Below are 13,993 nucleotides of genomic sequence, written 5' to 3'. Positions count from 1 at the left end.
GGCCCCCGCCAAGCGCCTTACCAGCCCGAACCCTGCATGTCGCTCAGGTCCAGCTCCAGCAGTTCCAGGTTCTCGGCCGCGGTGCCGTTGCCCGACAGCGTGTCATGCACGGCCGACCAGAATTTCGACGAGACCTCGTTATACTTGCTCTTGGTCGGCCCCGAGGGACGCGGCACCGCATCGGCGAAGACCTCTTTCCAGCGCGGGATCAGCGGCACCGCCTCGGCGATCTCGGGGTCGTCGTAAAGCGCGACCACGGTCGGCAGGTTGCCGTCCAGCAGCGCGCGGCGCTTCTGCGCCTCGGCCGAGGCGAGATAAAGCGCCAGGTCGACCGCCGCCTCCTGCTTGGTCGAGAATTTCGACACCGCGACGTTCCAGCCGCCCAGGGTCGCGGCCGAGCCGGCCTCTTCGGTGCCGGCGGGCAGCGGCGCCACGTCAAACTTGCCCTTGACCGCGCTGTCCGCGCCCGCGCTCAGCGCGAAGGCATAGGGCCAGTTGCGCATGAAGACGGCATTGCCGGTCTGCCAGACGCCGCGCGCCTCTTCTTCCTTGTGCGCCAGCACGCCGCGCGGGCTGATGGTGCCGATCCAACCGGCCGCCAGTTCCAGCGCCGCCACCGCCTGCGGATTGTTGATCGAGATGGTGCCGTCCGCCTCGACGATCTGGCCGCCGCCAAAGGACTTCACCCATTCCAGCGCGTTGCAGGTCAGCCCCTCATAGGCATTGCCCTGCCAGACGAAGCCCCACAGATCGCCCTGGCCTTCGGCGCGCTCGCCGTCCTGGACCAGCTTGGCGGTCTCGGTCAGCTCGGCCCAGGTCTTGGGCACCGGCTTGCCGTATTTCTCCAGCAGGTCGGTGCGGTAGTAAAGCGCCGGGGCATCGGTATAAAGCGGCAGCGCCACCAGCTTGCCGTCCGAGGTCTGGCTTTCGATGACCGAGGGGAAATGCTCGCCCAGGATGTCCTTGGCCGCCTCGGACAGGTCGACGAAATATTCGGACAGCTGCGGCGCCCAGATCACATCGGTCTGATAGAGGTCCACATCCGCCGTCCCCGCCGCCAGCCACAGCCGGTATTGCGCGAACTGGTCCGAGCTGGACTGCGGCATCGGCACCAGCGTCACCGTGTGGCCGGTGCGCTCCTCCCAGGGCTTGACCAGATCCTTGAAATGCTCGGCCTGCTTGCCCACGCCGCCGGCGACATAGAACAGCTCGTCCGCCACGGCAGGCAGCGCGATGCTGCCCAGCAGCGCGGCCAATGCGACCGGGCGCAGCGCGCCCCGGCTGATTTTTCCCATCCTCATCCTCCCCTTGGTAAAGGTGCCTCCCAGCACCGTTCGCAGCATCGGGCGCCCCTGCCTGCGCCCGTTCCGAAACCTTTCGGGAATTTCCTACCGCATCCGGCCGATCCGGTCAATAATTCCGGCAGACCCCGCCGGAAACCTCCGGCAGGCGGCAAAAAACCATGCATTTCCTGGGAAAAACCGTATCGGCGCTGCGGGTGTCGCGGCGACCGGGCGGGGCGGCAGATGTCATACGCTAACATCGCAGGGCGCATTTCGCCGCCAAGGGCGCTTTCGCGGCCGAATCACCGGCGCGAGGCCGGGAATCGGCCGCCGTGCGGGTTTCCAAAACATTTCGGAGACGAAAACCGGCCAGACCCGCCGGATTGGGGAAAGCGGCGCCGGAAACCCGGCGCCGCGGGGGCTCTAGCCGTTCAGCAGGCGGCGCAGGCTCGCCAGGGCGCGCTCGCGGTCCTCCTGATAGCCGATCAGCCCGGCATAATCGCCATTGCCGTCAAAGAGCAGCATGGTCGAGGAATGGTCCATGGTGTAGTCGCCCCCTTCCAGCGGCGACTTGCGGGCATAGATGCGGAAGGCCTTGACCGCCTTGGCGACCTCCTCGGGCGCGCCCGAGACGCCGACCACCCCCGGCACCCAGGACACGTATTCGCGCAGCGCCTCGACCGTGTCGCGCTCGGGGTCGACGGTGACGAAGAACACCCGCAGCTTCCTGCCGTCCTCGCCCAGTTCCTCCTGCCAGCTGGCGACGTCGCCCAGCGTGGTCGGGCAGACGTCCGGGCAATGGGTGAAACCGAAGAACACCGCCGAGGGCTGGCCCTTCAGCGCGGCCTGGCTGAACTCGGTGCCGTCGGTCGCCACCAGCCGGTAGTCGCCCCGCCCCAGCGCCGCCGTCCCGGCATCGGCGATCGAGCCCGTGCCCGAACCCGAGCGGGGCGAGACGAACTGGAACCAGCCCAAGCCGGCCAGCGCCAGCACGACCAGCGCCCAAAGCGCATAGCGCAGCGGTTTCAACCCGGACTTGCCCTTAGTGCCCGCCATGGCCACCCCCTTGATGCGCCGCCCCGGCATTGCGCGGCCCGACCGCCAGCGGCAGGCTGACCTCGCCCGCCTTCTCGAAGCTCAGCGTGACGTTCACCGTCTCGCCCTCGACCAGCGGCTGTTTCAATTCCATGAACATCAGGTGATAGCCGCCGGGCTTCAATTCAACCGTGGCGCCGGCCGGGATCGCCAGCCCCTCGGGCAATTGGCGCATCCGCATCACCTCGCCCTCCATCGCCATCTCGTGGATCTCGGTGCGGCCGGCGAAATCGGCATGGGCCGCGACCAGCCGGTCCTCGGCCCCGCCGTTGGCGATGGTCAGGAAGCCGCCCGCCACCGGCGCGCCGGGGGGCGTCGCGCGGCTGAAGGCGCCGCTGAGCGACAGGTCGCCCAGGACCACCGGCCCGGCCGACGCCGCGGCCTGATCGCCCTGGCCATGCCCGTGACCATGACCGTGACCGGCCTTGCCCGCCGTGACCGTCAGCCCCGGCGCGGGGTTCGGCACGTCCTTGCTGCCCGAGACGTCGGTCCAGTCGGCCTTGCCATCCGCGCATTCCTGCACGGTCGGGAAATACAGCACCGTGCCCGGCGCCACATCCGCGCCAAGGGTGCCGCGGATGACGAATTCGTCATACCAGTCGTCCTGCAACGCGCCGCCGGACCAGATCACTTCGCGCGTGCCCTCGGTCATCTGCGTGCCGTGGTTGTCGAAGGGCTGGGCATAGGCGCCCTTGACCGTCTCCAGCGCCCAGCCCGGTTTGGGCATGGGCTTGGCGTTGTAGAAGCCATCGGGCAGTTGCACCCGCAGGGTTTGGGTGGCCTGGCCGTCGCAGCCATGGCCGATGCGGATCACCGCGCGATAGGCGCCGCCGGCCGGGGCCTCGGATTTCTCCAGCGTGGCATGGGACAGGGCCGGACCGGCCGCAAGGCCAAGAAGCGTGGCGCAAAGCGCGGCGAAAACAGGTTTTTGCATGATCGTTCTCATCTGATGGGAAAGGCACCGCCGGGCCCTGGCCCGCCGGCTGCCGAAGCAGGATTCCGTCAGATGAGGCGCGGCGGCCCCCGCGCCGAGGGCTCGGGCAGGGCCGAGGCATGCGGCGGGGCCGGCGGTGCGGGCCAAAGCGCCAACCGCGCCGCGGCCGCCATGGGCTGGGGCGCATCGGCGACGACCCCTTGCAGCGCCGGCTGGCCATGCGGCGCCCAGTCGCAGGCATGGGGATCGCCATGCGGCATCTCGTCCGCCGGGACCAGGCTGCCATCGGCCGCCACGGCCATCTGGACCGGCCCCTCGCCCGAACACAGCACGACGGCGACGCTGCCCTGCGCGTCGCGGACGAACATGGTGCCGGGCTGGATCAGCGAGAACAGCAGGAAAGGCAGCACCGCCAGCCAGCAGCACAGGCGCCGCAGCGCCGTGCCGCGTCCAAGCCTCGTCGTCCGATGTCCGCTTCGACCCTGCATGGGCGCAGCCCTGTCAGAAATCGGTGCCGGAGAAAAGGGACAATCTGCCGCAATCACCGGCGAATCGTCCGCGCCAGCACCATCACCGGCAGGATGCCGATGACGACGATGATCAGCGCGGCGATGGCGGCGTCCTCATAGGTGCCGCGCGCCGCCTCGCCGTAAAGATGGGTCGAGAGCGTCTCGAAGTTCAGCGGCCGCAGCAGCAGCGTGGCGGGCAGTTCCTTGACGCAATCGACGAAGATCAACAGCCCCGAGGCCGCCAGCGCCGGGCGCGAGATCGGCACATGCACCTGCCGGAACACCTGGCCGGGGCTGCGGCCCAGCGTCCGCGCCGCATGGTCGAGCGAGGCGGGCACCCGGCTCAGCCCGGCCTCGATCCCGCCGGTGGCGATGGCGAGGAAGCGCGCGACATAGGCATAGACCAGCGCCGCGCCCGACCCCAGCAGCAAAAGCCCCGGCCCCGCGCCCAGCAGCGCCTGCGAGACGGCGGCGATCTGCCGGTCGGCCAGCGCGATCACCGGCAAAAGCCCGATGGCCAGGATGGTGCCCGGCACCGCATAGCCCAGCGTCGAAAGCCGCGCCATGCTGCGGGTCAGGCGCCCCGGCCGCATCCGCGCCGCCCCGGTCACGACCAGGCCCAGCACCAGCGCGACCAGCGTCGCCAGCGCGGCGAAACGGGCGGTGTTGCCGGCCTCTTCGATGATCCGCGGCGAAAGCCCGGCAAAGCGATAGCGCGCCCAGGCCGCACCGACCAGATACCAGGCCGGCGCCGCGAAACCCAGGGCCACCGGCAGCGCGCAGACCAGCGTGGCCCCCCAGGCGCGCCAGCCGCCCAGGCGGGTGCGCCGCAGGGGCTGCGCGCCCGCGGCATAGCGCTGGCGCCGGCGGCCGCGGCGCTCCAGCATGACCAGCGCCATGGTGATGGCCAGCATCGCCAGCGCGATCTGCGCCGCCCCCGGCAGGTCCGAGCGGTTGATCCAGGTCGAATAGACCGAGACGGTCAGCGTGCGCACGCCCAGGAACTCGGCCGCGCCGATGTCGTTCATCGCCTCCATCAGCGCCAGCGCCGTGCCGATGGCGACGGCGGGCCGGGCCAGCGGCAGGGCCACGCGCAGGAAGCCGGCGACCGGCCCCGCCCCCAGGCTCCGCCCCGCATCCAGCAGGTTGCCGGCCTGCATGGCGAACAGCGCCCGCACCGGCAGGTAGACATAGGGGTAAAGCACCAGCCCCAAGAGCAGGATGCAGCCCGGCATCGAGCGGATGTCGGGCAGGCGGAACTCGCGCGGGCTGGAATAGCCCAGCCAGCCGCGGATCGCGCCCTGCACCGGCCCGACCGGGTGCAAGAGGTCCAGATAGGCATAGGCGACGATATAGGTCGGCACCGCCAGCGGCAGCAGCAGCGCCCAGCCGAAGAAGCGCCGGCCCGGAAAGTCGCAGGCCGCGACCAGCCAGGCCGTGACCGTGCCCAGCGTGGCGACGATGGCGCCGACGCCGACCAGCAGGATCACCGTCTGCCGCGCCGCCACCGGCAGCACGTTGCTGACCAGATGCGCCCAGAGCCCCGGACTGCCCCGCAGCGCGAACAGCCCCAGCGCCAGAACCGGCAGCAGGACAAGCGCGGCGACGGCCAGTGCCGCCGCCTGCCAGCCCATCCCCGCGCGGACGCAGGGGACTCGTGTCAGTTCCGGGGTCATGCGGCCTGCGCCCGCGGCGGGCTCAGTTGTCGAAGCCGACCGCCTCGGCCAGTTCGCTCGCCGCCTTGCGCTGGCGGGCGATCTCGGTCAGGTCGGTGCCGTCGACCTGAAGCCCCGCCATGTCCTCGATCACCGGGCTGACCGCGACGCCGGGCTTGACCGGATATTCGAAATTCGCCTCGGCATAGATCCTTTGCGCCTCGTCCGAAACCAGGTATTCCAGCAGCTGCACCGCCTGGTCGCGGTTCGGCGCGTGCTTGGCCACCGCCGCGCCCGAGACGTTGACCTGCGTGCCGCCGCCCTCGAAGGTGGGCAGGATGACCTTGATCGCCTTGACCCATTCCTCCTGCTCGGGGCCGCCGGCACCGCTGCGCATCAGCCCGACGTAATAGGAATTGGCGATGCCGATCTCGCAGATGCCGCCCATGATGTCGCGCGCCACGTCGCGGTCGCCGCCGCCGGCGGTGCGGGCCAGGTTCGCCTTGACGCCTTCCAGCCATGCCTTGGCGGCCTCTTCGCCGTGATGCACGATGTAGGAGGCGGTCAGCGCCACGTTATAGGGATGCTGCCCCGAACGGATGCAGACCTTGCCCTTCCATTCCGGCTTGGCCAGATCCTCGTAGGTAAAGCTCGCCAGGTCCAGATCCTTGTCGGCGTAAAGCACCCGCGCCCGCTGCGACAGCGCGAACCAGTTGCCGTCCTTGTCGCGCAGGTTCTCGGGGATGGCGGCGGCCAGCACCTCGGATTCGACCGGCTGGGTCAGGCCGCGGTCGACCAGGTCGACCAGGTTGCCGATGTCCACGGTCATCAGCACGTCGGCGGGCGAGGCGTCGCCTTCCTGCTCGACCCGCTCGGGCAGGCCGTCCTTGAGGAAGATCGTATTGACCTTCACCCCGGTGGTTTCGCTGAACGATGCCAGCAGCGGCTCGATCAGATTCGGCTCGCGCGTGGTGTAAAGGTTCAATTCCTGGGCGCTTGCGGCGACGGCCTGTGCCGCCAACAGGACACCGATCACTCCAGATAGTCCGACACGCATTCCCTGTCCTCCTTGCGATTTCTCGACATGTTTACTAAACTAATTAGTAATGTAAACTATTCTCATGCGGTTGCGGTCACGAAGGGATGCCGATGAACCAATTCGCCAGCCCTCCCGACTGGGCCAGCCAGGTGGATGCGCCAGATGCCACCCCGTCCCTGCCCATGCTGGAGGTCGAGGCGCTGTGCCGCCGCTTCGCCGGCGTGGCGGCGGTCGAGGATGTCGGCTTTCGCGTGGCGCCGGGCCAGGTGACATGCCTGCTGGGCCCTTCGGGCTGCGGCAAGTCCACCACGCTGCGCATGATCGCCGGCATCGAGCGGCCCGATTCCGGCGCGGTCCGCATCGCCGGCCGGCCGATGTCGGGCGCCGGCGCCTTCCTTCCGCCCGAACGCCGGCCGGTCGGCATGGTGTTCCAGGATTTCGCGCTGTTCCCGCATCTGGACGTGGCGGCGAATGTCGGCTTCGGCCTGCGCGGCCCGGCGCGGCGGGACCGCGACCGGATCGCCGCGCTGCTGGAGCGCGTGGGCCTGTCCGGCCATGCCGCGAAATACCCGCACGAGCTTTCGGGCGGCGAGCAGCAGCGCGTGGCGCTGATCCGGGCCCTGGCGCCGCGCCCTTGCCTGATGCTGATGGACGAGCCCTTCTCCAGCCTCGACCACCGGCTGCGCGACGGGGTGCGCGACGCGGCGCTGGACCTGCTGCGCGAAACCGAAACCGCGGTGGTGATGGTCACGCACGACCCCGAAGAGGCGATGCTGATGGGCCATCGCATCGCCGTCATGCGCCGGGGCCGGCTGATCCAGGAAGGCCGCCCGGACGAGCTTTACAACCGCCCGGCCGACCGCGGCGTGGCGGCCTTCTTCTCGGACCTGAACATCGTCGCGGGACGGGTGGCGGGCGGGCGGGTGCAGACCGTGCTGGGCGCCTTTCCCGCCCCCGGCCTTGCCGAAGGCAGCCGGGCCGAGGTCGCCGTCCGCCCGCAGCACCTGGTCCCGGCCGAGGCCGGCGGCACCCAGGCGCGGGTCGAGCGCGCGCGCTATCTGGGCCGCGAAAGCCTGATCGAGATCCGGCTGGAACCCGGCGGCGCGGCGATGAAATCCCGCATCCCCGGCCTGGTCCTGCCCGCGCCGGGCAGCCTGATCCGCGTCGCAGTCCAGCCCGGCAGCGCCATGGTCTTTGCCGGCGACGGCGAGTAGGCGCGGCCCATTCCCTATTCGGCGGCGGCGCGGCAGGCGGTGCCGGCCTCCAGCAGCGCGCGGATCTCGGGCCGGCACGAGCCGCAATTGGTGCCCGCCCGCAGCGCCTGCCCCACCGCCTCGACCGAGGTCAGGGCCTGGCTGGCGATGGCCCGCACGATGCTGTTCACGCCGATGCCGAAACAGGCGCAGACCAGCGCGCCTTCGTCCGGGCGGTCGGCGCCGGGGCGGCCGGCCAGCGCCTCGGCCCCGCTTTCGCCCAGCAGCGCCGCGACATGGCTGCGCGACAGGCCCACCGGCTCGGGCGCGACGAACAGCGCCGCCTGCAAGCGACCCTCGCGCAGGAAGGCCAGCCGCACCTGCCCGCGGGCGCGGTCGTGCAGCACCAGCGGCTCGTCCGGCAGGCCGAACAGCGCGCGGGCATGGGCGGTCCAGTCCTGCATCGGCTCCAGCCCGGCCAGTTCGGCCTGCTCGCCCCGCGGCAGCGTGGCCCGCGCCCAATAGGCGCAATCCGGGCGGATCGGACCCGCCGACACGGCAAAGCCGAACCAACGCGCGGCAAAGGGCCGGATCGCCACCGTCGCCGATTTCAGCGCCGGCTGGCCCGAGACCGGATCGACCGTCCCCGGCACCAGCGCATCGACCCGGCCCGAGGGCGCGGTCTCGCCCGTCCAATGCATCGGCGCAAAGGGATGGCCCGGCGCCACGCGGTCGCTGACCAGCACCCGCAGCACGGCGCGGCCATGCGGGCTTACGACCTCGGCCAGGCTGGCGGGCGTCAGGCCCAGCCGGGCGGCATCGCCGGGATGCAGCTCCAGGAAGGGCTCGGCCAGGTGGCGCGACAGGCGCGGCGACAGGCCGGTGCGGGTCATCGTGTGCCAATGGTCGCGCACCCGGCCGGTGTTCAGCCGGAACGGACGATCCACATCCACCAGCTGCGACACGCGCGGCGTGACCGCGACCAGCCGCCCGCGACCCGAGGGCGTATGGAACCGCCCGTCGCCAAAGAAGCGCCCGCCCTGCCGGCGCGCCGATTGCGGCCACAGGAAGGGCTCCAGCGCGTCATACTCCACCTGGGCGATGCCGGCATGGGCCGAGATGTCGAAATCGCTGCCCAACCCGCCCGCGATGCCCGACAGCGCGGCATGTTCGGCAAAGACCTGCGCCGGGCTGGTCCAGCCGAAGGCCCCCGGCCAGCCCATGCGGCGCCCGACCTCGGCCAGGATGCGCCAGTCGTCGCGCGCCTGGCCCGCGGGGGCGAGCGTCCGGCGCTGGCGGCTGATGCGGCGTTCCGAATTCGTCACCGTGCCGTCCTTTTCGCCCCAGCCGGTCGCCGGCAGCAGGACATGCGCCAGCCGCGTGGTGTCGGTCCGCGCCATGATGTCCGAGACCACGACGAAATCGCAGCCGGCGATGGCGCGGGCGACGCGGTCGGCCTCGGGCATGGTCACGGCGGGGTTGGTGCAGATGATCCACAGCGCCTTGATCCGGCCGTCCTCGACGGCGCGGAACATGTCCACGGCCTTCAGCCCCGGCCGCTCGGCCATGCGGGGCGCGTTCCAGAAACCGCGCACCGCCGCGCGATGTGCGGGGTTCTCGATCTCCAGGTGGCAGGCCAGCATGTTGGCGAGCCCGCCGACCTCTCGCCCGCCCATGGCGTTGGGCTGGCCGGTGACGCTGAACGGGCCCATGCCCGGCCGGCCGATGCGGCCGCTGGCCAGGTGGCAGTTCAGGATCGCGTTCACTTTGTCGGTGCCGCTGTCGGACTGGTTCACGCCCTGCGACCAGACCGTCACCACCTTGTCGCTGTGCAGCCACAGGTCGAAGAACTGCCTGATCTGGCTGTGCGCCAGCCCGGTGGCCGAGGGCAGCGTCTCGCGCGCCGCAGTCATGGCATCCTCGATTCCTTCCAGGTTGTCGGCGCAGATCTCTGATCTTCTGCCGATTTCCGCCAGCAGCAGGTTGAACAGCGCCGCATCGGAACCCGGTGCCAGCGGCAGATGCAGGTCGGCGATGTCGCAACTCGCGGTGCGGCGCGGATCGACCACCACGACCCGCGTGCCCCGCGCCTCGCGCGCCGCGGCCAGCCGCTGGTAAAGCACCGGATGGCACCAGGCCAGGTTCGAGCCGACCAGCACCACCGTATCGGCCAGTTCCAGATCCTCGTAGAGCCCCGGCACCGTGTCCGAGCCGAAGGCCCGCCGGTGCCCCGCCACCGCCGAGGCCATGCAAAGCCGCGAATTGGTGTCGATGTTGCCCGAGCCGATGAAGCCCTTCATCAGCTTGTTGGCGACATAGTAATCCTCGGTCAGGAGTTGCCCCGAGACGTAGAAGCCGACCGAATCCGGCCCGTGTTCGGCGATGGTTTCGGTGAATCGGCGCGCGACCAGGTCCAGCGCCTCGTCCCAGCCGGCCTCGCGCCCGTGGATGCGCGGGGCGAGCAGCCGGCCGGCAGGGCCGACCGTCTCGCCGAGCGCCGAGCCCTTGACGCAGAGCCGGCCCTTGTTCGCCGGATGCGCGGGGTCGCCGGCGATGCCCAGCCCGCCGCGGCCGTCGGGCGCGGCCAGCACGCCGCAGCCCACGCCGCAATAGGGACAGGTGGTGCGGATGCTCTGCATCGGGGCCCTCACTCGGCGGGAACGGCGGGGGCTTCGGGGCGGGCACCGGCATCCGCATCCGCCGCGCGGCGGGGCGAAGTCTTGTGATGCGTGGCATAGATCATCGCGCCGACAAAGGTCAGCCCGCCGACCAGGTTGCCCAGCACGGTCGGGATCTCGTTCCAGATCATGTAGTCCATGATGGTGAACTGCCCGCCCAGAAGCAGCCCGGCCGGGAACAGGAACATGTTCACGATGGAATGCTCGAACCCCATGTAGAAGAAGATCAGGATCGGCATCCACATGGCGATGACCTTGCCCGAGACGGTGGTGGACATCATCGCCGCGACCACGCCGGTCGAGACCATCCAGTTGCACATGACCGCGCGGATGAACAGCGTCAGCATCCCCGCCGCGCCATGGGCGGCATAGCCGAGCGTCCGCCCCTCGCCGATGTGGCCGATCTTTTCGCCGACCGCGTTCGGCGCCTCGGAAAAGCCGAAGGTGACAATGATCGCCATGAAGACCGCGACGGTGAAGGCGCCGGCGAAATTGCCGGCGAACACCAGCCCCCAGTTGCGCAGCATGCCGCGCAGCGTCACCCCCGGCCGGCGGTCGATCAGCGCCAGCGGCACCAGCGTGAACACCCCGGTGAGCAGGTCGAAGCCCAGCAGGTAGAGCATGCAGAAGCCGACCGGGAACAACAGCGCGCCGATCAGCGGCTCGCCCGTGTTCACGGTGACGGTCACGGCAAAGGCGGCCGCCAGCGCCAGGATCGCCCCGGCCATATAGGCGCGGATCAGGGTGTCCTTGGTGGACATGAAGACCTTGGCCTCGCCGGCATCGATCATTTTCTTCGCGAAATCAGCAGGATTGACGTAGGACATGATGCAACTCCTCAGGCGGCGTTCGAGCGGGAGACGAGTTCGGCACTGATCAGGACGCGGCCCCGCTCGACGCGGACGGGCCAGGTGCGGACCGCGCCCTCGTCGGCGCCCTGCGCGGCGCCCGAGTTCATGTCGAACACCCAGTTGTGCAGCGGGCAGGTCACGCGATCGCCATGAACCATGCCCTCGGACAGCGGGCCGCCCTTGTGCGGGCAGCGGTCGTCCAGGGCAAAGACCCGGTCGTCCAGCGTGCGGAACACCGCGACGCAGCCCTGCGCGGTGCGGATCACCCGCGCGCCCTGGCGGGGGATGTCGTCCAGGGCTCCGATGTCGACAAAGATGGTCATTCCGCGGCCTCCAGGGTCAGATCGGCAAGGGGCGCCCATTTGGGCGTCTCGGTGGTGGTGGAATGCTCGGCCCAGGGGTCGCGGCGATAGACCGACTGGCTGACCTCGAAGCGCTCGACCAGCGCGCGGCGGGTCGGCAGGTCCGCGACCTGCGCCTTCACCCAGTCGAGCCCGACCTTGGCCACCCATTTATAGGGCCGGTCCAGATAGCGCGCGTGCTCGCGGTAAAGCTGGATGAAGGCGGTGATGATCTCGACCGCCTCGTCCTCGGAGGGGGTCGAGGCCAGGGGCTCGGTCTCCTTCACCTCCATCCCGGCGGCGCCGGCGACGCTGATCTGGTAGCCGCTGTCGACGCAGATCACGCCCACGTCCTTGCAGGTCGCCTCGGCGCAGTTCCTCGGACAGCCCGAGACGCCCAGCTTGACCTTGTGCGGCGTCCAGGACCCCCAGAGCAGCTTTTCCAGCCTGATCCCCAGCCCGGTCGAATCCTGGGTGCCGAAGCGGCAGAACTCGCTGCCGACGCAGGTCTTCACCGTGCGCAGCCCCTTGGAATAGGCGTGGCCCGAGACCAGCCCGGCCGCGTTCAGGTCGGCCCAGATATGCGGCAGATCCTCTTTGCGCACACCCAGCAGGTCGATGCGCTGCCCGCCCGTGACCTTGACCATGGGCACGGCATATTTCTCGGCCGCGTCGGCGATGGCGCGCAGCTCGCCCGGCGTGGTGACGCCGCCCCACATGCGCGGCACCACCGAATAGGTGCCGTCCTTCTGGATATTGGCGTGGTTCCGCTCGTTGACAAAGCGGGACTGGCGGTCGTCGCGATAGTCCAGCGGGTATTCGGCCAGCAGGTAATAGTTCAGCGCGGGGCGGCAGGAATGGCAGCCGCCCACGGTCTTCCAGCCCAGCTCCTGCATGACGGCCGGGATCGACTTCAGCCCCATCGAGCGGATCAGCCGCCGCACGTCCTCGTGGCTGTGGTCGGTGCATTTGCACATGCCGGCGGGGACGGGCGCGACGAAGCCGTCGCCCAGGGTCAGCTTCATCACCTGCTCGACCAGCCCGGTGCAGGTGCCGCACGATCCCGACGCCTTGGTGCAGGCGCGCACGGCGTCCAGCGTGTGGGCGCCGCCCAGAACGGCATCGACGATGGTGCCCTTGCAGACGCCGTTGCAGCCGCAGATCTCCGCCTCAGGCGGCAAGGCTGCAACGGCCGCCATAGGGTCCAGCGCGGTCCCCCCCTGGAAGGCCGGGCCGAAGATCAGCGTGTCGCGCATCTCGCCGATGTCGGTTTCGTCCTTCATCAGCCCATAGAACCAGTTGCCGTCGGCGGTGTCGCCATACATGACGACGCCGACGATGCGGTCGTTCTCCAGCACCAGCCGCTTGTAGATGCCGCGGCCGGGGTCGCGAAAGACGATGTCCTCGCGCCCCTCGCCTTCGGCGAAATCGCCGGCGCTGTAGAGGTCGCAGCCCGTCACCTTCAGCTTGGTCGCGGTCTGCACCGGGCGGAACGCGGCTTCCTCGCCCAGCAGGGTCCGGGCCAGCACCTTGGCCTGGTCGTAAAGCGGCGCGACAAGGCCGAAGACCTGGCCGCGATGCTCGACGCATTCGCCGAGCGCGAAGATATGCGGGTCGCTGGTGCGCAGGGCGTCGTCGACGACGATGCCGCGCTCGACCTCCAGATGCGCGTCATTGGCCAGCCGCACCTCGGGGCGGATGCCGACGGCCATGCAGACCAGGTCGGCGGCATGGACGGTGCCGTCCTCCAGCAGCACGGCCTCGGCCCGGTCGTGGCCCAAGATGGCCTTGGTCGCGCCCTTGCAATGCACCTTGATGCCGCGCCGCTCCAGGTCGCGCTGCAGCAGGTAGCCGGCGGCGGGGTCCAGCTGCCGCTCCATCAGGTGGCCCATCAGGTGGACGACGGTGACGCTGGCCCCCCGCGCCGCCATGCCGGCCGCGGCCTCAAGGCCCAGCAGCCCGCCGCCGATCACCACCGCGTCCTTGCCGGCGACGCCAGCCTCGATCATCGCATTGGTGTCCTCGAGGTCGCGATAGGTCACGACGCCCGGCAGGTCGCTGCCCGGCACCGGGATGATGAAGGGCGCCGAGCCGGTGGCGATGACCAGCGCGTCATAGGGCGCGCCGCCCGTGTTGGAATAGACGGCGCGATTGGCGCGGTCGATCCTGACCACCGGCTCGCCAAAGCGGCAGTCGACGCCATGCGCGGCATACCAGTCCGCGTCATGGGTGACGATCTGCTCATAGGTCTTTTCGCCCGACAGGACCGGCGACAGCATCAGCCGGTTGTAATTGCCGCGCGGCTCGGCATTGAACAGGGTGACATGCCATTCGCCGGGCGCGGCCTCGAACAGCTGCTCCAGCAGGCGGCCCGAGGCCATGCCGGCGCCGATGACGACGAGTTTCTTCATCGCG

At 70.0% G+C, this 13,993-nt stretch carries 11 protein-coding genes; 1 reads left to right on the top strand and 10 read right to left on the bottom strand.

What is annotated here, in order from left to right; translation table 11 throughout:
- Positions 1-17: 17 nt before the first annotated feature.
- The 6 genes from KF941_RS21540 to KF941_RS21515 form a co-directional block, all read right to left on the bottom strand.
- Positions 18-1,295, bottom strand: coding sequence for an ABC transporter substrate-binding protein (locus tag KF941_RS21540; RefSeq protein ID WP_036753426.1), 1,278 nt, complete (start codon positions 1,293-1,295; stop codon positions 18-20).
- A 411-nt stretch (positions 1,296-1,706) separates the two neighbouring features.
- Complete coding sequence (locus tag KF941_RS21535; RefSeq protein WP_214274464.1) at positions 1,707-2,339, bottom strand: SCO family protein; 633 nt, start codon at positions 2,337-2,339, stop codon at positions 1,707-1,709.
- On the bottom strand, positions 2,326-3,312 hold the full coding sequence (locus tag KF941_RS21530; protein ID WP_214274463.1) for a DUF1775 domain-containing protein: 987 nt from the start codon (positions 3,310-3,312) through the stop codon (positions 2,326-2,328). The genes KF941_RS21535 and KF941_RS21530 overlap by 14 nt, the downstream gene beginning before the upstream one ends.
- A gap of 68 nt (positions 3,313-3,380) precedes the next feature.
- Positions 3,381-3,800 (bottom strand): DUF2946 family protein, encoded by a 420-nt coding sequence (locus KF941_RS21525; protein ID WP_036753432.1) that lies wholly within the window; start codon positions 3,798-3,800, stop codon positions 3,381-3,383.
- Positions 3,801-3,853: 53 nt separating this feature from the next.
- Complete coding sequence (locus KF941_RS21520) at positions 3,854-5,497, bottom strand: iron ABC transporter permease (protein ID WP_214274462.1); 1,644 nt, start codon at positions 5,495-5,497, stop codon at positions 3,854-3,856.
- A gap of 22 nt (positions 5,498-5,519) precedes the next feature.
- Positions 5,520-6,533, bottom strand: coding sequence for a Fe(3+) ABC transporter substrate-binding protein (locus KF941_RS21515; protein WP_036753436.1), 1,014 nt, complete (start codon positions 6,531-6,533; stop codon positions 5,520-5,522).
- Positions 6,534-6,625: 92 nt separating this feature from the next.
- Here KF941_RS21515 and KF941_RS21510 point away from each other — a divergent pair, with 92 nt between their 5' ends.
- Positions 6,626-7,729 carry an ABC transporter ATP-binding protein gene (locus tag KF941_RS21510; RefSeq protein WP_214274461.1) on the top strand — a complete coding sequence of 368 codons (1,104 nt, stop codon included), beginning with the start codon at positions 6,626-6,628 and terminating at the stop codon, positions 7,727-7,729.
- 14 nt (positions 7,730-7,743) lie between these two features.
- Here KF941_RS21510 and KF941_RS21505 read toward each other — a convergent pair whose 3' ends face one another.
- From KF941_RS21505 to nirB, 4 genes are read right to left on the bottom strand one after another with little or no spacing between them, the layout of a single operon-like run.
- Positions 7,744-10,347, bottom strand: coding sequence for a nitrate reductase (locus KF941_RS21505; RefSeq protein WP_214274460.1), 2,604 nt, complete (start codon positions 10,345-10,347; stop codon positions 7,744-7,746).
- A gap of 8 nt (positions 10,348-10,355) precedes the next feature.
- Positions 10,356-11,213, bottom strand: a complete 858-nt coding sequence (locus KF941_RS21500) for a formate/nitrite transporter family protein (protein WP_036753444.1) — start codon at positions 11,211-11,213, stop codon at positions 10,356-10,358.
- Positions 11,214-11,224: 11 nt separating this feature from the next.
- A complete protein-coding gene (nirD, locus tag KF941_RS21495; protein WP_036753448.1) occupies positions 11,225-11,560 on the bottom strand; it encodes a nitrite reductase small subunit NirD in 336 nt (111 codons plus the stop codon).
- Positions 11,557-13,989, bottom strand: coding sequence for a nitrite reductase large subunit NirB (gene nirB, locus KF941_RS21490; protein ID WP_214274459.1), 2,433 nt, complete (start codon positions 13,987-13,989; stop codon positions 11,557-11,559). The genes nirD and nirB overlap by 4 nt, the downstream gene beginning before the upstream one ends.
- Positions 13,990-13,993: the final 4 nt, after the last annotated feature.

Origin of the sequence: Paracoccus sp. pheM1, from assembly GCF_018499825.1 — a bacterium.
GTDB classification, from domain to species: Bacteria; Pseudomonadota; Alphaproteobacteria; order Rhodobacterales; family Rhodobacteraceae; genus Paracoccus; species Paracoccus versutus.
Note: the sequence above shows the minus strand (reverse complement) of the source record. Positions and strands in the feature narration are given on the sequence as shown.

What these genes read in the sequence shown, in the direction of transcription:
- KF941_RS21515 (WP_036753436.1), bottom strand. Translation starts at nt 6,533, where the DNA reads ATGCGTGTCGGACTATCTGGAGTGATCGGTGTCCTGTTGGCGGCACAG.
- KF941_RS21505 (WP_214274460.1), bottom strand. Translation starts at nt 10,347, where the DNA reads ATGCAGAGCATCCGCACCACCTGTCCCTATTGCGGCGTGGGCTGCGGC.
- KF941_RS21520 (WP_214274462.1), bottom strand. Translation starts at nt 5,497, where the DNA reads ATGACCCCGGAACTGACACGAGTCCCCTGCGTCCGCGCGGGGATGGGC.
- KF941_RS21535 (WP_214274464.1), bottom strand. Translation starts at nt 2,339, where the DNA reads ATGGCGGGCACTAAGGGCAAGTCCGGGTTGAAACCGCTGCGCTATGCG.
- nirD (WP_036753448.1), bottom strand. Translation starts at nt 11,560, where the DNA reads ATGACCATCTTTGTCGACATCGGAGCCCTGGACGACATCCCCCGCCAG.
- KF941_RS21500 (WP_036753444.1), bottom strand. Translation starts at nt 11,213, where the DNA reads ATGTCCTACGTCAATCCTGCTGATTTCGCGAAGAAAATGATCGATGCC.
- KF941_RS21525 (WP_036753432.1), bottom strand. Translation starts at nt 3,800, where the DNA reads ATGCAGGGTCGAAGCGGACATCGGACGACGAGGCTTGGACGCGGCACG.
- KF941_RS21510 (WP_214274461.1), top strand. Translation starts at nt 6,626, where the DNA reads ATGAACCAATTCGCCAGCCCTCCCGACTGGGCCAGCCAGGTGGATGCG.
- KF941_RS21540 (WP_036753426.1), bottom strand. Translation starts at nt 1,295, where the DNA reads ATGGGAAAAATCAGCCGGGGCGCGCTGCGCCCGGTCGCATTGGCCGCG.
- nirB (WP_214274459.1), bottom strand. Translation starts at nt 13,989, where the DNA reads ATGAAGAAACTCGTCGTCATCGGCGCCGGCATGGCCTCGGGCCGCCTG.
- KF941_RS21530 (WP_214274463.1), bottom strand. Translation starts at nt 3,312, where the DNA reads ATGCAAAAACCTGTTTTCGCCGCGCTTTGCGCCACGCTTCTTGGCCTT.